Raw genomic sequence first — 18,111 nt, 5'->3', positions numbered from 1 at the left:
AGGATGACCGCCTTGCGGGCGTTCAGCTGCTGGTAGGCGAAGTCGGCGCCCACCGTCCCCTGGACCGGGTCGATGAAGCAGACGCGGAAGACCCAGTCGCGCACCTTCTGGGTGTTGGGGTCGACGGTGACGGCTGCCGCCGTCGCGGAGGTGGCGATCATGGGGATCTTGGAGTCGGTGACCACCGGTACCGCGCCCAGCGAGTCGCCTGTGGTCGCCGGCCCGATGATGGCCACCACGCCGTCGCTGACCAGGCGCTCGGTGACGTTGGTCGACTCGCCGTTATCCCCCTTGTTGTCCAGCTTGTCGGCCTCCAGCTTCCGCCCGAGGATGCCGCCCTTGGCATTGATCTCATCCAGCGCCATCTGCGCACCCTGCATGGTGTGCTGCCCGAAGGTGGCGATGGAGCCCGTCAGCTCGAAATTGAAGCCGACCTTGATGGGGCTGTTGGCCTGTCCCGTCCCGGTCTGCGCACTCCCGCCGCCGCTGCCCCCGCATCCTGCGCTGGCTACGATGCCGAAGAACGCCATACCGAGGAAGACTCGCTGCCAGAATCGCTGGCTCCGACCGATGCGGAACAACTCTTCGACCTCCCCGTCTAGCGAATACCCAGGGTGCGATGCGGAACTCCCTTGGCCCTGCCCGTTCGGGTCGGATCCCTATTCGGGGCCGACGAAAAGGTCTCCTTCCGGCCGCCGAACAGGTCTCTTTCCGGGAAGCCGGAAATCGTAGGCACATCCGCCGCCGGCCGCGGTCGTCACGCCTCCCCCGGCCGGGCTTGAAGCGCCCCGCGGAGGCGTCGTACACTCAGGCCGCAAGCCCTTTGGCGCGGTAGCTCAGCTGGTAGAGCAGCGGACTGAAAATCCGCGTGTCGGCGGTTCGACTCCGCCCTGCGCCACCAGGAAAATCGAGGCGCCGTGCTGGACTCCGGGCACGGCGCCTCCTCGTTTTCCCGGCCTGGGCCGGCCGCCGCCGCCAAACTGCTGCCCGGGAGGGTGTGGCGTACGGCTGGACGGCGGGGGGCGTGCGAGCGCAGCCCGGCGGGAGCGAAGGGGATGCGGGAAGAGGAGCAGGAAGGTGGCGAGGAGGGTGGCGGGACGCGGTCGCCATGTCCGGTGCGGGTTGCTCGGGGCGGCGCTGGCCTTCGCAGGCTTCCTCCTGCTTCCGGAGGGCGCGCAGGCGGCGGCGCCCTTCAGGGACCTGCAGGGCTCGTGGGCGGCTCAGGTCGTGGAGAACGCCGTGCGGGACGGGATCGTCCAGGGCTACCCGGACGGGACCTTCCGGCCGGAAGCCCCGGTCAGCCGGGCGGAGGCGCTCAAGCTTCTGGCGGCGGCGGTCACCCTGGCGCCCGAGGCGGGCCCCGCGGCGAGCTCCGGCGCGGTCGGAGCCAGCGACTTGGCGATGGTCGCGAAGCAGGTGGCCGCGCCGGCGGGCGACGGGTTCGTCCGGCAGGGCTGGGCGGCCGCGGTGGCGCAGGAAGGCTGGCTGCTCCCGAACGAGCAGGACCTTCCGCTGCCCGTGGAGGCGCCCGCCACGCGCGCCGAGGTGGCCGCATGGGCGGCGCGGGCGCTCGACCTGCCGCAGAGTTTCCCGCCCGGCCTCAGCTTCCGCGACTGGGCGGAGGTGCCTGTGGCGTTGCGCACGGCGGTGGCGGAGGCGGAGAGGGCCGGCCTGGTGCTCGGCTATCCCGACGGGCGCCTGCGTCCGCAGGCGGCGATCACCCGCGCCGAGGCGGTCGCCGTCGCCGAGCGGGTGCGCCAGTACCTGCGCGACCGGGCGAAGGGAGCCGGCCTCGACCCGGTGCCGCTTCTGGAGCGGGCGGGCGTCGCCTGGCGGCTCGACCCGGCGCGGCGGACGCTGACCCTGACGCCGCCGGGCGGTGCCAGCGCCGAGCTGAGGGCGGGCTCCGACCGGGTCCGGTTCTCCAACGGTTCCAGCGACCTCCTGGGCTTCTCTCCGCTCTGGGAGAACGGGCGACTCCTCGTACCGGAGCTCTTCCTGGAGCGCCTCTTCGCCCTGCAGGGGGCGGTGGACGCCTCGGGGAGGGAGGTGCTCCAGAGCGCGGTGTTGCTGGACGCGAGCGCCCGCCGATGGCCCGCCCCCGGGCAGGATCCCCGGCTCGATCCCTCCCTGGCCCCCGCCGCCCAGGCGGCGACGGCGCTTGCCCACGCGGCGGCGACGCTCCCGGCGACGGGCGGGACGGCGGGGGCGGAGAGCCTGGGCGAGTGGGTCTCGCCGGGCCGGTCGCAGTACTACAGCCCTTCGGACTGGCAGTCGCTGGCGGAGCTGTGGGCTCCCTGGGACGGGCAACCGGTGGTGGCCGCCTTCGCGGACGCGCCGGGCTCGGCGGTGGTGGTGCTGGGCGACGCCGCCTCCGGCCGGGCGTGGGCCAGCCACTGGAGCCTCCAGAGCGGGGGGCGCTGGGCGCTCGACCAGGAGCTCGACTACCCGGAGGCCGGCGGGCTGACGGCTCGCCTCTTCGACCCGCGCCAGGTGGCCATGATCGCAGGTCCGGTCACGTCGCCGGGTACGTTGCGGCTGGAGCCGGGGGTCCTCCGATTCGCCGCGGTCTTCCGCCTCTGGATCGACGGCCGGCCGGTGCGCGTGGAACGCGACCTGGGGACGACGGAGGCGGCGCTCCGGGCAGGGCTTCCTTCGCTGGAGGCGGGGAGCCACCTGGTGGTGGTCGCCGCCTGGCAGACGGCGATGGGGCCCTGGCTCTGGGCGGGCTGGCTGGAGTCCGGCGGAGCGACGGGTCCGTGAAGGCGGGGCTGACGACGATGGCGGTGGAAGTGGGCCATGCCGCCGCCGGCGGCATCCTGCCCCGGAAGCCGAAGCCGCCACCAGGGCTTGCCGCACGTGTCTGGGAGGCGATCTGCGGGCGCTTCGACTCCCCCCTGCTCGACCGGCGCAGTCGAGGCGCCGTGCGGGATTCGGCCACGGCACCTCCTCTTGCACCCCGGTCCGCGGGCCGGATGTGACCGCGGTCACGGCGGAGGCGACCTGGGCGGTCCTAGGCTCGGGGGCGAGAGCGAGACCGGGAGCGCGGCGGGGGGCCTTCGGGCCCGGGACGCGGGCAGGCCTCCTTCCGCCCACCCGCGAAAGGAAGCGGACCGTCATGACGGGCCCCGACTTCGACCGCCGGCCGTACATCGTGATCTGGGAGACCACTCGCGCCTGCCAGCTGGCCTGCCGCCACTGCCGGGCGCGGGCGGTCCGCCGGCGCCATCCCGATGAGCTGAGCACGGAGGAAGCCTTCGCGCTGGTCGACCAGCTGGCGGAGATGGGCCGGCCGCTCTTCGTCCTGACCGGCGGCGACCCCATGGAGCGCGACGACCTGGTGGAGGTCGTCCGCTACGCGCGGGAGCGCGGGCTGGTTACCTCCATCACGCCCAGCGCCACCCCCAAGGTCACCTTCGAGCGGATGCGGGAGCTGCGCGAGGCGGGCCTGGCCCACTGGGCCTTCAGCCTGGACGGCTCGCGGCCCGAGATCCACGACCGCTTCCGTGGTATCCGCGGCACCTTCGACCGGACCATGGAGCGGATCGGCTGGCTGCGCGAGCTGGGAATCCCGCTCCAGCTGAACACCACCGTCAGCCGCTTCAACGTCGACGATCTGCCGGCGCTGGCCGAACTGGTGGGGCGTCTGGGCGCCGTCCGGTGGAGCCTCTTCTTCCTGATCCCCACGGGGCGGGCGCGGCTCGCGGATCTGCTCTCGCCCGAGGAGCACGAGCGGGTCCTGCTCTGGCTGGACGGGCTGAGCCGCCAGGCGCCCTACGACATCAAGACGACGGAGGGACCGCAGATCCGGCGCATCCGGGCGATGCGCCTGGCCGCGGCGGGCGCCGCGCCGGCGGGCGAGGACGAGGCGGCGGAGGCGCTGGTGGCGGCGACCGAGGCCGGGCGGCAGGAGCTGGCGGGCGTGCGCAGGAGCAGCCGGCCCGTCTGGGACGGGAACGGCTTCCTGTTCGTCTCGCACGTGGGCGAGGTCTACCCGTCCGGCTTCCTGCCGGTGGTGGTGGGCAACGTGCGCGAGGCTCCGCTGGCCGAGATCTATCGCGGCTCGCCCGTGCTGCAGGCGCTGCGCGATCCCGACCGCTTCCGGGGGAAGTGCGGCTACTGCGAGTTCCGGCGGCTCTGCGGCGGCTCCCGGGCGCGCGCCTACGCGGTCACCGGCGACTGGCTGGAGGCCGACCCGTTCTGCACGTACATCCCCGACCCGCGCGCGGCGGCGGCCGCGCGGGCGCACTAGGCGGGCCAGGTCAGCTCGGCCGGATCGCAGAGGCTGCCGCCGCCGGGAAGGCCGGCGGGGAACGGGGCGGCCTCCCCGGGGTGGTGCGCTTGCTCCCCTTCGAGCCGGTCGAGAAGGAGCCGCTCGCGCCCCGCCGTCCGCCGCACCCGCTCGGCCGCCTCCTCGCTGGTGGCGCCGTAGGCGCGCTTCAACTCGTTGAGGCCCAGCGCCACCTCGTAGGTGGCGTCGACGATGGCGGCGCGGGAGAGCCAGCGCGTCTCGTAGCCCAGAAGCTGGCGCCACGTCCGCTGCGAGAGCGCCCGGCGGTGCTCCTCCAGCGTCCGGTAGAAGAGGCGGTAGCCGTAGCGGTCCGGATCCGTCCAGACGGTGGAGCCCGGATCCAGGAAGGGTCCCAGTGGCGCCACGAAGGGCTCGAAGCGGCGGTCGCCGCCGCTCGCCTCGGCGAGGCGGCGCGCGTAGGGGACGATGGCCAGCGCGCTCTCGCGGTCCTGCCCGGCGAGGCCGGTCATGAAGAAGAGGTCGACCTTGCGCGCGCCGTGCGCCAGCGCCGCGCGCACGGTGGCCTCCACGGCCGCGTCGGGACAGGCGAACTTGCGGTTGAGCGCGCGCAGCGCCGGATCCTGCGACTCGATGCTCAGCTCCAGGCTCCAGCGCGGGACGGCCTCGGCCAGTCCGGCGAAGAAGCGCTCGTCCGCCGGGCCGAAGAGCTCGAAGACCAGCTCGTTCCGCGGCGGCAGGCGCCGCCAGAGGGCGAGCAGGCGCTCCCAGCGCGCGCGCCCGCCGAGGCGCGGGTCGCCCACCACGAAGATGGGGTGGCGGCTGATGCGCGCGATGCTGGCGACGTCGGCGGCCAGGTCCTCGGCGGAGCGGAAGGCGGGCGCCGTGCGCGCGCAGAGCCTCCGGTAGGCCTGGCGCGAGCCGCCGCAGAGGATGCAGGACTGGGTGCAGCCGCGCAGCGTCAGGAGCATGGTCGTCGGGTAGTTCCGCCAGCCGTGGTAGGGCTCGACGTCGGCGATGGAGCGCTGCCGGAGCGCCGCGCGGACCACCGCGTCGTAGGCGGGCAGGCGCAGGCCGTCCAGCGAGCCGGGTACGTGGACGAGCGGGTTGACGCGGATCTCGGCGCCGGCGGAGGGCTTCCTGGCCGGCCGCGCCAGCCGGTAGCTCAGGTTGGGCACCTCCGCCAGGGCGCCGCGCCCCTCCAGGAGGGCGCGCACCAGCCGGAGCATGGGCTCCTCCGTGCTGTCCCCGCGCAGGACGGCGTCGATCCAGGGGTAGCGCTCCAGGATCTCGCGGTGGAACCAGGTGGCGGTCAGCCCGCCCAGCACGACCCAGGAAGCGGGATGGGCCTCCTTCACCCGGCGCGCCAGCTCGATGGCGCCCTGCGCGTGCGGGAGCCAGTGCAGGTCGATGCCGAAGACCGGCGCCTGCAGCCGGCGCAGGTGCGCGTCGACGTCGTAGCCCTCGTCGGCCAGCATGCGGTTGGCGACGTTGACCAGCGCCACCCGGTAGCCCGCCCGCTCCAGGCGCTCCAAGAGGCTGGTCTCGCCCACGGGGTACATCTCGAAGACGGAGCTGGAGGGGACGACGTCGGCCAGCGGCCCCCAGAGGCGCGGGCGCTCGCGGAAGTCGAAGACGGCCGGCGGGTGGAGAAGGACGACGTCCGCTCGCATGTCGCACCCTTCCTCGCGGAGAAGGCGATCTCTCCTCTTTGCCTTTGTAGCGGCGCGGCCGACGCGGGAGCATCCGGCCGCCGCCCGGTCTTGCCCGACGCCGGGCCGGGTCGCCCGCCCCCTGGGGCCCGTCGGCCGTCCGAGTTGCTTCGGGCGGGCGCGGGAGGAGCCGGTGGCGCGTTGCGCCCGCCCGGCGCCGCGTGCTACAATCCCCTCCGCAGGCGGGCGGGAATAGCTCAGTTGGCTAGAGCGCCACCTTGCCAAGGTGGAGGCCGCGGGTTCGAGTCCCGTTTCCCGCTCCAGAGTTTGGACCGCTTCTCGGGATGGACGACCCGCCGGCGGACGGCGGGCCGGTTTTCTGGGCGACGTAGCCAAGTGGCAAGGCAGAGGTCTGCAAAACCTCAATTCGGCGGTTCGAATCCGCCCGTCGCCTCCAGCGCGTCGCCGCGAGAGCGGGATCCTTCCGGGCGGTTAGCTCAGTTGGCAGAGCACGTGTTTGACGTACACGGGGTCAGAGGTTCAAGTCCTCTACCGCCCACCATCTTCCAGAGCCCCGGGGCGCGAGGCCTCGGGGCTCTTTTCGTCGCGTCCCGGGCGTCGCTCGCCCGCCCCGCCGCCGCGGAAGCGCCCGACCCCGCGGCCGTCGAGCTGCGGAACCGGTGGCACGCCGTGCCCGTCATGATCCGCGGACGCCGGCCGGCGACCCGGCGCGCACGGAGGTGGTACGGTGAGCCGTTACGGGCGCGACCCTTCGGCCTGGGCGACGGCGACCGCCCTGGCGCTGGCGGTCCTCCTCTCCGGCTGTTCGCCGGCGCAGACGCGGCTGCCGGCGCAGATGCGGCCACCTGCGCAGGCGCCGGCGACGCCGGGCAGGGGCGCTCCGGCCTCGGAGCCGCCCGGCCCGCCCCTGGAAAACGCGGGAGGGGCCCGCCTCGCCGACCTCGGTGCCATCGAGCGGGTGCGCTTCCTGGATCGGAGGAACGGCTGGGCGACCGGCCGGAACGGGATCCTGCGCACGGAGGACGGCGGCGCCTCCTGGACGGATGTGACGCCGAAGGTGGGAGGCGCTGCGACGGAGGCCTCATGGAACGGGTATTTCCTGGATCTTCACACCGCCTGGGCGCTGCGGACTCCCGCCGATCCCGCCGCGCCGGCCGTCCTCTACCGGACTGTCGATGGCGGCCGGAGTTGGGCCGCCACCCTGCTCCGCCTCGGGGGCGTCGCCGACGTCCGCTTCGCCGGCAGGCTCACGGGATGGATTTTGGTCCACCGCAACGGAGCCGCAGGAAGCGAGCTCGTCTCGATCCTCCAGTCGGGCGACGGCGGCACCAGCTGGACCGAAATCGCCCGCACCGAGCCGGCCAGCCGTGCCAACCCGGGCTCCGCGCTCCTGGAAGGCACCAAGACGGGTATCGCCTCTGCCGACCCCGACCACATCCGGGTGACCGGCTCCTGGGCGGGCCCCGGCGTCCTTCTCTACCGCTCGGCGGACGGCGGCAGGACATGGTCGCGGCAGACGATTCCGGTGCCTGCGGGCTTCCATGCGGACGGCGGCGCGGGTGTCAGCTACCCGCCCGTCTTCTCGACGGCCGGGGAGGGCGTGCTCCCGGTCGTCTACACCGGTCAGGGCTTCGTGCTCTACCGCACCCGTAACGGCGGCCGGACCTGGACGCCCTCCACCCCCGTCCGCTTCCGGGCCGAGGGGCCGTCCCCAGCATACAGCATCATCGACGGTGAGCACGTGGTCGTCACGGACGGAGTCGACCTCTACCGGACGGACGACGGCGGGGAGAGCTGGACGACCGTCCACCCGGAGCAGAGTCTGGCGGGCGTGACGGAACTCGGCTTCGTCGACCCCTCCTGGGGCTGGGCCGTGGTGCGCGGAGCACAAGGGACGGGCGGCGGTGCCATCCTCTGGATCACCCTCGACGGCGGCCGCACCTGGACGGGCCCAGGACCGGGGGCGGGCGCTCCGCACTCGCCGCCGGCCATCTGCGGCAACTGAACCGGAAGACGGCGGGTCTCTCGCATTCTTCCACCTCTTCCATACAGACGGGAACGCCTCCGCTTCCTAGACTTGCCCATGGGTCCTCCTTCCGGCCCCGGTCGGGGGAACCCTTCCCATCCCACGACGGAAGAGGTGGTGCCTTTGACCGGCAGGCAGAGGCGGGCAGGCTCGGGCGTGGCGCGGCTCCTGCGCGCCTGGATGCTGCCCGTCGCCCTCGCCGGCTTGGCGGTCGCGACCTTCCTTCCCGCCCAGCCGGCGCAGGCGACGAGCTTCTACACGGTCCAACCCGGCGACACGCTCTACACCATCGGCGTGCGCAACGGCGTCGACTACCGTGCCATCATGAGCGCCAATGGCCTGACCAGCAGCTGGATCTACCCGGGCCAGCGGCTTCTTCTGCCCGGCCCGGGCGCCGTCTACACGGTCCGGCCGGGAGACACGCTCTGGCTCATCGCGCAGCGCTTCGGCGTGACGGTGGGCGCCATCCAGCTAGCCAACGGGCTGACCTCCAGCTGGATCTACCCGGGCCAGGTCCTCTCCATCCCGGGCGGCGCGAGCGCGAGCGGGGCGGCCGGCGCCACGGCGGCGGGCGGCGCCGGCCAGGCCGGCCCGGTCGCGGGCCCGGCTACGAGCGGCGGGAAGACGGTGGTGCAGCTGGCGCCCGGCGAGCGCGACCTGCTGGCGCGCCTGGTGACCGCCGAGGCGGGCGGAGAGCCCTTCCTGGCGCAGGTGGGGGTGGCGGCGGTGGTGCTCAACCGCGTACGGAGCCCGCTCTTCCCCGACACGGTGACGGGGGTCATCTACCAGGTCGATGCCTGGGGCAACTACCAGTTCACCCCCGTCCTCAACGGCTGGATCAACCGGCCGGCCACCGCGACGGCCTACCAGGCGGTGGACGAGGCGTTGGCGGGCGTCGACCCCACCGGGGGCGCCCTCTACTTCTGGGCGACCGGCGAGATCGGCAACCCGTATCTGCTCAGCCTCCCCGTCAGCGCCCAGATCGGCCACGTCACCTTCGCCCTCTGACGCCCGGAACCCCGGGGAGCCTCCGGGACCCGGGCGGCGGCGGGGCGGCCGTCCCGCAGGAAGCGGTCGGGAGGGCTCCCGGGGGGCCCTCCCGGCCCGCCTTGCGGGGCCGCAGGCGGCTGCGCCGCTGGACCGGGAGGCCATCAAGGTGCAAGATGGCTCTCTGGACGAGACGTGAAAGGCGGCCCGCTCCGGGAGGCCTGCCCCCGGAGCGCGGGCGCGCCGCACCGGGGAGGCGGAGTGGATGGCGGTGGAGTCGCTCCTGCGGCCCATCTTCCAGCGGCTGGCAACCAGCCGGCGCGTCGCGCGGCTCGCGGAGACGCGGGGCCTCAGCCGGGCGGCCCGCCGTTTCGTCATCGCCGAGGACCTGGCCGGTGCCGTGCGCGGGGCGGCGCGGCTGAACGCCGAGGGCCTCGGCGTCACGCTGGACAACCTGGCCGAGGCGGTGGAGAGCGCGGAGGCCGCCCGCGCCTCGGCCGCCGAGTACGACGAGATCCTCCGGGCACTGGACGAGGCGCGTCTCCCGGACAGCAACGTCTCCATCAAGTTGACCGGCTTCGGGATCGACCTCTCCGAGGCCGAGTGCCGGAGGCTGGTGGAGGGGGTAGTCCGCCGCGCAGGCGCCTCCGGCCGCCTGGTCTGGATCGACATGGAGTCCTCCCCTTACGTCGACCGGACCCTGGCCCTCTACCGGAGGCTGCGCGAGGCCGGCCTGGAGAACGTGGGCGTCGTCTTGCAGGCCTATCTCCACCGTACGCCGGACGACTTGACGGCGCTGGCGCCGTACCGCCCGGCCGTGCGCATCGTCAAGGGCGCCTACTCCGAGCCGCCGGCGCTGGCGCTGCAGGACCGGCGGGAGATCGCCGGCGCCTTCCAGCGGCTGGTCCTGGCCAGCCTCGCCAACGGCAACTTCACGGCCATCGCCACCCACGACGACCAGCTCATCCGCAGGCTGCGCGAGGCGCTCGGCGGGGAGGGCGTCGAGCGCTCCCGCTACGAGTGGCAGATGCTCTACGGCATCCGGCCCGAGCTTTCGCGCCGCCTGGCGGCCGAGGGCGAGCCCGTCCGCCTCTACGTCCCCTTCGGCCGCGCCTGGTTCCCCTACTTCATGCGCCGGCTGGCCGAGCGCCCGGCCGACATCTGGCTCCTCCTGGGACGGACGGAGGCGCTGTAACTCCGTCGGCCCGCATCCGCCCGGCCCGTTCCCGGGGCCGGCGATTCCCCGCTTTGTAACCGTTTCGTAATCTGCCCGCCCTCGCCGGTGCCACCCACCCGGCTGGTCCGCTCCGAACTGCCTATGACGGACGATCCGACGAAAGGAGTGACAGGCAGGTGAAGAAGCGGGCACTGGGCCTGGTCGCCGTTCTCACCGCCTTGGCGCTGATGGCCGGCCTCACGCCGGGCGTCTCGCTGGCGGACGGCCACGGCCACGGCAGGGGGGGCATGGAGTTCGAGGACGTGGCCGAATACCCCTGGGCGCTCTCCGCCATCGAGTCGCTCTCCGCGCAGGGCGTCCTGCAGGGGACCGGCCCGGCCACCTTCGCCCCGTCGGGGCTGACGACGCGCGCCGAGATGGCCACCGTGCTGGGACGCCTGCTAGGCTGGCAGGCGACCACTACGCAGCTGGGCCTGATGGCCGGTTTTAAGGACGCCGGCCAGATCCCCGGCTGGGCTCGCGCCTGGGTGGCGGTGGCGGCCCGGAACGGCATCCTCCAGGGCTTCCCCGGTGGCAAGTTTGCGCCGCAGGGCAAGATCACCTGGGCCCAGCTGGCGGTCATCGTCGCCCGGGCCTTCAACTACCCGGCGGTGCCGGCCGATCAGATCCAGCCGCTCCTCTCCCAGCTCCCCTTCGGGATGCTGACGCCGATGTGGGCGGCGGAGGCGGTGGCGCAGAACGTCCAGCAGGGCAACTTCCAGGGCATCCTGGCCTACCTCTACCAGCCCAACCGGCCGGTGACCCGGGCGGAGCTGGCGCTCTTCCTGGCGACCGTGGCCCAGAATGCGGGCCAGGGCTCGACCGCTACGCCGCCGGCCACCCAGGGTAGCCAGGTGACGGGGACGGTGACGGCGGTCACCTCCTCCAGCCTGGGCCTCCGCCTGCCGGACGGGACCGCGATCACCCTGCCGCTGGCCGCCGACGTGACCGTCACCGCCGGCGGACAGGCGGGCACGCTACAGGACGTGACGGTGGGCGCGCAGGTGACCGTCACCATCGACAGCACGGCCCACGTCATCTCCATCTCCGTCCAGACGCCCTCGCTGCCGGCCCCGGTCTCGACGGTGACGGGTTACGCGGTGGGCTGGAACGCCGCCTCGGTCTCCCTGACCGTCTACACGCCGGGGGCCAGCTCGGGCAGCGGCCTGGCCACCTATGCGCTCCTGCCTGGCGCCTCGGTCCAGCTCAACGGGCAGACGCTGGGCCAGGCTCAGATGACCTCCCTGCTGGGCGAGAGCGTCACCCTGGGCCTCGACTCCCAGGGACGCGTCGTCGCCGTCAGCGGCAGCACGCCGCCCTCGCCGGTGAGCGTCCTCTCGGGTAACCTGGTGGGCCCGGCCACGGGGGGCACCACCACCCTCTACCAGAACGGCACCTTCACCTCGGTCGACCTGGGCTCGCATCCGCTCGCCTTCCGTGACGGCCAGATGGTCGATCCGGCCACCGTCCAGGCTGGGACGGCGGTCACCGTCGACCTGAAGGCGCTGGCGGACGGTTCGGCGCTGGTCATCGTCCAGCCGTAGCAAGGCCTCCGTCCTGAAGCGGGCGCCCGCCCCGCGTCGGGCGCCCGCCGGCCGGCCTCGCAGCCGTGCGGGGCCGGCCGTTTCCGTCTCCCGGCGCCCCGTCCCAGGAAGTCGCGCCTCGCGCCGCGAAAGAGCTTCGCGGCCGCGCTGGCGGCCAGTCGACCCGTGCGGGGGAGTGAACTCGGATGCCGCTGGATCCGCTGGACCTGCTGGAGAGCGAGTACGGGTTGCGCGAGGACGAGCGCCAGATCCGCGAGGCGGTGCGCCGCTTCGTCGACCAGGAAGTCCTGCCCCTGGTCCGCGAGGCCTGGGAGGAGGGGCGGTTCCCGCGCCAGCTGGTGCCGCGCATGGGCCAGCTGGGGCTCTTGGGCGCCGACCTGCCGGAGGAGTACGGCGGCGCGGGCATGGAGGCGGTCGGCTACGGGTTGATCATGCAGGAGCTGGAGCGGGCCGACTCGGGCATCCGCAGCTTCGCCTCGGTCCAGGGCGGCCTCGTCATGCACGCCATCCACGACTTCGGCTCCGAGGAGCAGCGGCGCCGCTGGCTGCCCGCCCTGGCGCGGGGCGAGGCCGTAGGCTGCTTCGGGCTGACCGAACCCGGCGCCGGCAGCGACCCGGCCGCCATGCAGACCCGGGCGCGGCGGGACGGCGACGGCTGGCGGCTCACCGGCAGCAAGATGTGGATCACCAACGCGCCCATCGCCGACGTGGCGGTGATCTGGTCACGCGAGGAGCGCGAGACGGGGCGGGGGCGGGTGCTGGGCTTCCTGGTGGAGCGCGGCACGCCCAACTTCCGCGTGGAGACGGTCCACCACAAGGCCTCCATGCGCTGCTCCGAGACCGGCGCCATCTGGCTCGAGGACGTGCGCGTGGGGGAGGAGGCCCGCCTGCCGGGTGCCGAGAGCCTGCGCGCACCGCTCTCCTGCCTCGACCAGGCGCGTTACGGCATCGCCTGGGGGACGGTGGGCGCGGCCTCCGCCTGCCTGCGCGAGGCGCTGGACTGGGCGCGGACGCGGGAGAGCTTCGGTGCGCCCATCGCCGCCCGCCAGATGGTCCAGGAGCGGCTGGTGGCCATGGCCTCCACGCTGGCCGCCATGCGGCTCTCCGCCCTCCAGATCGGCCGCCTGAAAGAGGCGGGCCGGCTCGACCCGCTGCAGGTCTCGCTGGTCAAGCGGAACAACGCCCGCGGCGCGCTGGAGATCGCCCGCCAGGCGCGCGGCCTGCTGGGCGCCAGCGGCATCACGCTGGAGTACGCCTCCATCCGGCACATGCTCAACCTGGAGACGGTCGAAACCTACGAGGGCACCTACGAGGTGCACACGCTGGCCATCGGTCGCGAGATCACCGGCTTCAACGCCTTTGCGGGCTGAGCGAGGCCAGCGCCCGTGCCAGCTCGCCGAAGAGGCTCGCCCCGAGGAGGCGGCGGAGGAGAAAGACCGCCGCCAGCGCCAGGTAGACGCCCGCGATGACCAGGCGTACCGGCTCCAGCGGCAGGACGAACTGGACGGTGAAGAGCGCCAGGAGGAGGACCGCCTCCAGCTTGGAGAAGTGCAGCTCGGTCAGCAGAAGGACGCCCAGCAGCGACTGGGCTGCCGTCAGCAGCAGCTCCTCCTGGCCCAGCCCCGAGAGCGGCATGGCCGCCGGCCTGCCCAGGCTGAGACTGTAGGCGGCAGGGATGGAGGCGATGAGGAGCGTCCACTGGTTCAGCTTGGACGAGACCAGGTTGGCCATGGCCCGCGGCGCGTGGACCACGGTGGCGGCCCAGAGGAAGGCGGTCAGGCTCTCCGGGAACTCGGAGAGGAAGGGCGCCACCCACTGGATCAGAAAGAACTGCGAGATCCCGAAGTTCTTCGCCACCCCGATGACCCCGTCGATGAAGGGCTCGGCCCCGAAGAAGATGACGAAGGCCCCGAAGAGGAGGAAACCGCCCACCGCCAGCGCCCGCGGCAGCGGCGGCAGCGCCCGCACCTTCCCGCCGATGCCCGCCGCCGGCTCCCCGGCCTCGTCGCCAGGGGGCATGCGGAGCGCCGCCAGCACGTAGGCGGCGAAGAGCGCGGTCAGAAGGAGGCTGTCCAGCAGCGTGACGCTGCCGCGCAGCACGATGACGAAGGCGTAGGCGGAGGCGATGAGGAGAAAGAGGATCTCCACCGCCTGGTGGCGGGAGAGGCGGATTCCGTCGAAGGGCTGGCGTCGCCGCCGCGCTCCGAGCCAGGCCAGGAAGAGGATGACCGGCCAGCCCAGCCCCAGCAGGAGCCGGTTGGAGCCGGTCATCGAGGAGATGACCAGGTCGGACCTCTGCTGCCAGGCGAGAATGACTGAGAAGGAGTACTCGGGCGCCACCTCGATGAGCGCCAGCACGGCCAGCGCCACCGCCTGCGAGACGACGCCCTCCAGCGCCTCCACGGCCCAGGCAAGGTACATGGAGGCGGCCACGATGGCCAGGCCGGTGACCGCCGCCACCACCAGCGGGTTCTCGCGGCCGAGCCCTCCGAAAAGGACGACCGCGAAGGGCAGCGCCGTCAGGGCCAGTCCCGCCAGCTGCCTGCGCTCACCCGGTGTGAAGCCGGACGGATCGGGGGAAGAGGGCGGATCGGCTCGCCGCCCGCCGCCGGGAACGGGATGCACCGCCGGACCTCCTTGCGACCGTCACCGCGGCCGAGCCTCCACGCCGACCGCGGCGTGAAGGTCTCGCCTGCGAGAGATCGCACGGCCGGCCGGGTGGCGCTCCGCTGGGGAGGCCCCGTGCTGGCGACCGGACCGACCGCCCGGGCGGGCGGCAGCTACTCCCCTTCACAAGGTCAAGTTACTCGCAACGTCGCCATTATATCCCGGCCGCCCGCGCCGGGACAGGCCGGGCGCCGGCGGCGCTAGCGGGCCAGCCGGGGGCGGAGGATCTTGCCCGCCGGCGTGCGCGGCAGCGCCGGCAGGAAGCGGACCTCCAGCGGCAGCCGCCCGCCGCCCTCGGCTCTCCGGCAGCACTCCACCAGCTCGGCCTCCGTCACCCCCGGCTCGGCCGCCACCACCAGGCGCAGGCCGCTGGCCTCCCCCTCCGCGCCCGCCCGTCCCAGCGCCACCACCGCCGCCTCGCGCACGCCCGGATGGGCCTCCAGCGCCTCCTCCAGGCGGCGCGTGTCCACCTCCCGGCCGGCGACGCGCACGATCTGGCTCTTCCGCCCGGCGAGGAAAAGGTGGCCTTCGGCGTCCATCCAACCCAGGTCGCCGCTCCGCCAGAGTCCGCTGTCGAGGCCTGCTGCGCGGGCCCGCTCCTCTCCGCCCGCGCCGAGGTAGGTGCGGGCCAGGGCCGGCGAGCGGACCACCACCTCGCCGATGTGCCCCGGCGGCAGCGGCTCGCCGTCGCGGCCCACCACGCTCACCACCCGCCCGCGCACCGGCTTGCCGACGGAGGCCTCCAGCTCCGGGCTCCAGACCAGGCGCAGGGCGATCACGCCGGCTTCCGTGGAGCCGTAGTCCTGGCCGATCCGCCGCCCGTAGGCGCGCTGGAAGGCCTCCTGGAGCGGCCGCCCCAGCGGCGCGCCCGCGCTGAGAAGGCCCACCGCAGGAGCCAGCGCCTCGCGGCCGGACGGCTCCTCCAGGAGCCGCCGGTAGAGCAGGGGCACGCCGAAGAGGAGGGCCGGGCGCACCCGTTCCAGGAGGAGTCGCACCGTCGCCGCCTCCGGAGACGGCGCCACCCCGGCACGCCCGCCCAGCGCCAGGGGGGTGAGCGTCCCGCCGATCAGCGCGTAGGAGTGGGCCTGGGAGGTGCAGACCAGGGTGGCCCGGGCCAGGTCGCCGGTGTCGGCGGCGAAGTCGACGATCTCGTTCCAGATCGCCGCGTCCGTCCGCACGGCCAGGCGCGGGCTCTCCTCTGAGCCGGAGGTGAGCTGGGCGAGCAGGTCGCCCTCGCGCCAGCCCTGCCCGCCGCCCTCGAGCCTCTCGAGGCGGAGGCCAAGCGCCTCGTTGCGCCCCAGCTCCGGCCGGCCGGCGGACGGCGCTGAGAGAGGGAGGAGGAGCCAGGCGGCGCCGGCCGCCTCCGCCAGCTCCACCGCCTCCGCCGGAGGGAGGGAGGCGGGCAGGAGCGCCACGGGGCGCCCGGAGGCGGCCGCCGCCAGCAGCGAGGCGACCAGCGGGAGGCCGTTGGGCAGCGCCAGGGCCCCGGGCGTCATCCGCCCGGCGGCTTCCCAGCCCGCCCGCCCAAGCAGAGCGGCCACCTGCCGGGCCGCTTCTCCCAGGAGCCCGTACGAGTGGGTCGACTCCGGTTCCACCAGGGCAGGAGCGCCCGGCCGGCGCTCCGCCCAGCCGAGGACGGCCGCCGCCCAGCGCGACGACTGCCGCGGTGCCGCCGTCGCCGCAGCCCCGCCCGGCCCGCGCCGGCCTGTCCGATGACGCTGGCGCAGCAACAGACCGCCGCCCCCTCCGCGCCCCTCCCGGGCGCCCGCTTCCTGCCCAGAATACGGGGGCGGGCGATCGCCTACCTGCCGCGCTCACGGCTCTTTTGCTAACGTGGGGGCAAAGAGGGGAGGCGGCCCGGGGAGCGCCTCCCGGGGGAGGCGGAGCGTCCGCGTGACGGCGGTGCTGGTCGTCGACGACGAGCCGTCCATCCGGAAGCTGCTGGAGTTCAACCTGCGCAAGGCGGGCTTCGAGCCGCTGCTGGCCGGAAGCGGCGCCGAGGCGATGGAGATCCTGCGCCGCCGCCGGCCGGACCTGGCCATCGTCGACCTGATGCTGCCCGATGCGGACGGCTTCGACCTCTACAGGCGCATGACGGCGGAGCGGCCGCTGCCGGTTCTCTTCCTGACGGCGCGGGGCGGCGAGGCGGACCGCGTGCTGGGGCTGGAGATGGGCGCCGACGACTATGTCGTCAAGCCCTTCTCGCCGCGGGAGCTGGTGGCGCGCGTCCGGGCCGTCCTGCGGCGCTGGGAGCGCCAGGCGGAGGGGGGACGGGCGACCGAGATCGGCGAGGAAGGCGAGGAGCGGACTCTTCGCTTCGACGGGCTGGTGATCGACCTGAGCGGGCGCCGGGTGACGCGCGGGGGGCGGGAGCTCGGGCTGACGCCCAAGGAGTTCGACCTCCTGGCCTTCCTCGCCCGTCACGCGGGGCAGGCGCTCTCGCGCGACCGCCTGCTGGAGGCTGTCTGGGGGGAGGACTTCTTCGGCGACCGGCGCGTGGTCGATGTCCACGTCCGCCACCTGCGCGAAAAGGTGGAAGAGGACCCGTCGCATCCGGTCCTGATCCGGACCGTCCGCGGCGTCGGGTACCGCTTCGGGGGGTGAGCGCTTGTCGGCCCTGGGACTCTTCCTGGGGGCGGTGGTCTTTCTGGCCGGCGCGCTGCTGGGCGGGGCCGTGCGCGAGCGCCGCTGGCGGGCGGGCCTGGCGGGGTGGCGGGCGGCGCTGGCCGGGGCGGCGCGGGAGGAGGAGCTGGCCGCCCCGGCGCCTCTGCTCGACCTGGTCCGCCTGGTGCGGGGGCGCCTGCGCGACCTGCAGGCGGAGGGGGAGGGCTGCCGGCGCCGCGCGCGGCTGCTGGAGGAGTCGCTCGGGGCGCTGCCGACGGGTGTGATGCTGGTCGACCGGGAGGGGCGCGCGCTCCTCTTCAACCCCGCGCTGACGGAGCTGCTGGGCACGGGCAAGTCGCGGGCCCAGGCCGGCCGGCCGCACATCGAGCTGACGCAGAACTTCCGCCTGAGCGAGATGGTGGACGGGGTGCTGCGCGACGGGGTCGCCCGGTCCATGGAGGTGACGCCGCCGGCCTTCCGCGACCGCTTCCTGGAGGCGCGCTGCGTCCCCCTGGGCGGGGGCCCGGCGTCGGCGCGGGAGGGCGCGGACGGGGAGACCGCGGAGCCGGCCCGGGGCGAGGAAGCGGGCCGCGGCGGGGCGCTCCTGGTCCTGCACGACGTCAGCTCCATCCGGCGGGGGGAGCGCCTGCGCCGCGACTTCGTGGCCAACGTCTCCCACGAGTTGCGGACGCCGGTCACCTCCATCCTGGGCTTCACGGAGACGCTCCTGGACGGTGCCATCGACGACCCCGCCCTGGCCCGCGAGTTCGTCGGCATCATCGAGGGGGAAGCGCGCCGCCTCGCGGCCATGGTGGAGGAGCTGCTCGACTTGGCCCAGCTGGAGGCGCGCCAGGTGGAGCTCAACTACCGGACCTTCGCGGTGGAGGAGCTGGTGCGCGAGGTGGCGGAGCGCTACCGGCCCCTGGCACGGCAGCACGGCGTGGAGCTGGAGGCGGAGACGGAGGCGGGGCTCCAGCTGGAGGCGGACCGGCAGCGCATCGGCCAGCTGCTGGGCAACCTGGTGGACAATGCCATCAAGTACACTCCCGAGGGGGGGCACGTCCGCGTCCGGGCGCGCGCCGGGGCGCGCATGGAGCGGCCGGGCGTCCTCCTGGTGGTCGAGGACACGGGAAGGGGGATCCCCG

The 18,111-nt window shown here is 74.0% G+C and carries 13 protein-coding genes and 4 tRNA genes; 13 read left to right on the top strand and 4 right to left on the bottom strand.

The genetic code is table 11. The features are described 5' to 3' along the window. A partial coding sequence (locus tag K6U79_07260; protein ID MCL6522152.1) for an ABC transporter substrate-binding protein occupies positions 1-581 on the bottom strand: 581 nt, incomplete at its 3' end. Positions 582-825: 244 nt separating this feature from the next. On the opposite strand from K6U79_07260, the gene K6U79_07255 reads away from it, so the two are divergent. From K6U79_07255 to K6U79_07245, 3 genes are all read left to right on the top strand, one after another. Then, a tRNA-Phe gene (locus tag K6U79_07255) sits at positions 826-901 on the top strand. A 188-nt stretch (positions 902-1,089) separates the two neighbouring features. Continuing rightward, positions 1,090-2,763 carry an S-layer homology domain-containing protein gene (locus tag K6U79_07250; protein ID MCL6522151.1) on the top strand — a complete coding sequence of 558 codons (1,674 nt, stop codon included), beginning with the start codon at positions 1,090-1,092 and terminating at the stop codon, positions 2,761-2,763. A gap of 355 nt (positions 2,764-3,118) precedes the next feature. Continuing rightward, positions 3,119-4,252 carry a TIGR04053 family radical SAM/SPASM domain-containing protein gene (locus tag K6U79_07245; GenBank protein ID MCL6522150.1) on the top strand — a complete coding sequence of 378 codons (1,134 nt, stop codon included), beginning with the start codon at positions 3,119-3,121 and terminating at the stop codon, positions 4,250-4,252. On the opposite strand, the gene K6U79_07240 is transcribed toward K6U79_07245, so the two are convergent. Beyond that, positions 4,249-5,922: a TIGR04190 family B12-binding domain/radical SAM domain protein gene (locus K6U79_07240; GenBank protein MCL6522149.1), complete on the bottom strand. Its 1,674-nt coding sequence runs from the start codon at positions 5,920-5,922 to the stop codon at positions 4,249-4,251. The genes K6U79_07245 and K6U79_07240 overlap by 4 nt on opposite strands. Positions 5,923-6,147: 225 nt before the next feature. Here K6U79_07240 and K6U79_07235 point away from each other — a divergent pair. The 8 genes from K6U79_07235 to K6U79_07200 all read left to right on the top strand — a co-directional run bounded on the left by K6U79_07235 (position 6,148) and on the right by K6U79_07200 (position 13,065). Next, positions 6,148-6,224 (top strand) — tRNA-Gly (locus K6U79_07235). Positions 6,225-6,283: 59 nt separating this feature from the next. Then, positions 6,284-6,358: transfer RNA gene (locus K6U79_07230), tRNA-Cys, on the top strand. A 29-nt stretch (positions 6,359-6,387) separates the two neighbouring features. Continuing rightward, positions 6,388-6,463, top strand: a tRNA-Val gene (locus K6U79_07225). Between the two features lie 186 nt (positions 6,464-6,649). Then, positions 6,650-7,927: a hypothetical protein gene (locus K6U79_07220; GenBank protein MCL6522148.1), complete on the top strand. Its 1,278-nt coding sequence runs from the start codon at positions 6,650-6,652 to the stop codon at positions 7,925-7,927. A 201-nt stretch (positions 7,928-8,128) separates the two neighbouring features. Then, complete coding sequence (locus K6U79_07215; protein ID MCL6522147.1) at positions 8,129-8,956, top strand: LysM peptidoglycan-binding domain-containing protein; 828 nt, start codon at positions 8,129-8,131, stop codon at positions 8,954-8,956. Positions 8,957-9,200: 244 nt separating this feature from the next. Then, a complete protein-coding gene (locus K6U79_07210; protein MCL6522146.1) occupies positions 9,201-10,130 on the top strand; it encodes a proline dehydrogenase family protein in 930 nt (309 codons plus the stop codon). Between the two features lie 158 nt (positions 10,131-10,288). Then, positions 10,289-11,695: an S-layer homology domain-containing protein gene (locus tag K6U79_07205; protein MCL6522145.1), complete on the top strand. Its 1,407-nt coding sequence runs from the start codon at positions 10,289-10,291 to the stop codon at positions 11,693-11,695. A 185-nt stretch (positions 11,696-11,880) separates the two neighbouring features. After that, positions 11,881-13,065 (top strand): acyl-CoA dehydrogenase family protein, encoded by a 1,185-nt coding sequence (locus K6U79_07200; protein MCL6522144.1) that lies wholly within the window; start codon positions 11,881-11,883, stop codon positions 13,063-13,065. On the opposite strand, the gene K6U79_07195 is transcribed toward K6U79_07200, so the two are convergent. Both K6U79_07195 and K6U79_07190 read right to left on the bottom strand, forming a co-directional pair. Further along, positions 13,046-14,320 (bottom strand): sodium:calcium antiporter, encoded by a 1,275-nt coding sequence (locus K6U79_07195; protein ID MCL6522143.1) that lies wholly within the window; start codon positions 14,318-14,320, stop codon positions 13,046-13,048. The genes K6U79_07200 and K6U79_07195 overlap by 20 nt on opposite strands. 242 nt (positions 14,321-14,562) lie before the next feature. Beyond that, positions 14,563-16,092: a fatty acid--CoA ligase family protein gene (locus K6U79_07190; protein ID MCL6522142.1), complete on the bottom strand. Its 1,530-nt coding sequence runs from the start codon at positions 16,090-16,092 to the stop codon at positions 14,563-14,565. 163 nt (positions 16,093-16,255) lie between these two features. On the opposite strand from K6U79_07190, the gene K6U79_07185 reads away from it, so the two are divergent. Further along, positions 16,256-16,966, top strand: coding sequence for a response regulator transcription factor (locus tag K6U79_07185; protein MCL6522141.1), 711 nt, complete (start codon positions 16,256-16,258; stop codon positions 16,964-16,966). A 4-nt stretch (positions 16,967-16,970) separates the two neighbouring features. Continuing rightward, the coding region (locus tag K6U79_07180) for a cell wall metabolism sensor histidine kinase WalK (protein MCL6522140.1) at positions 16,971-18,111 on the top strand (1,141 nt) is incomplete at its 3' end.

This window comes from Bacillota bacterium, from assembly GCA_023511835.1.
In the GTDB taxonomy this organism is placed as follows: Bacteria; Bacillota; Sulfobacillia; order JAIMAT01; family JAIMAT01; genus JAIMAT01.
The sequence above is the reverse complement of the archived record's forward strand: the minus strand, read 5'-3'. Positions and strand labels throughout refer to the sequence as shown.

Coding starts and splice junctions, on each gene's coding strand:
- K6U79_07210 (MCL6522146.1), top strand. CDS start 9,201: ATGGCGGTGGAGTCGCTCCTGCGGCCCATCTTCCAGCGGCTGGCAACC.
- K6U79_07200 (MCL6522144.1), top strand. CDS start 11,881: ATGCCGCTGGATCCGCTGGACCTGCTGGAGAGCGAGTACGGGTTGCGC.
- K6U79_07245 (MCL6522150.1), top strand. CDS start 3,119: ATGACGGGCCCCGACTTCGACCGCCGGCCGTACATCGTGATCTGGGAG.
- K6U79_07240 (MCL6522149.1), bottom strand. CDS start 5,922: ATGCGAGCGGACGTCGTCCTTCTCCACCCGCCGGCCGTCTTCGACTTC.
- K6U79_07215 (MCL6522147.1), top strand. CDS start 8,129: ATGCTGCCCGTCGCCCTCGCCGGCTTGGCGGTCGCGACCTTCCTTCCC.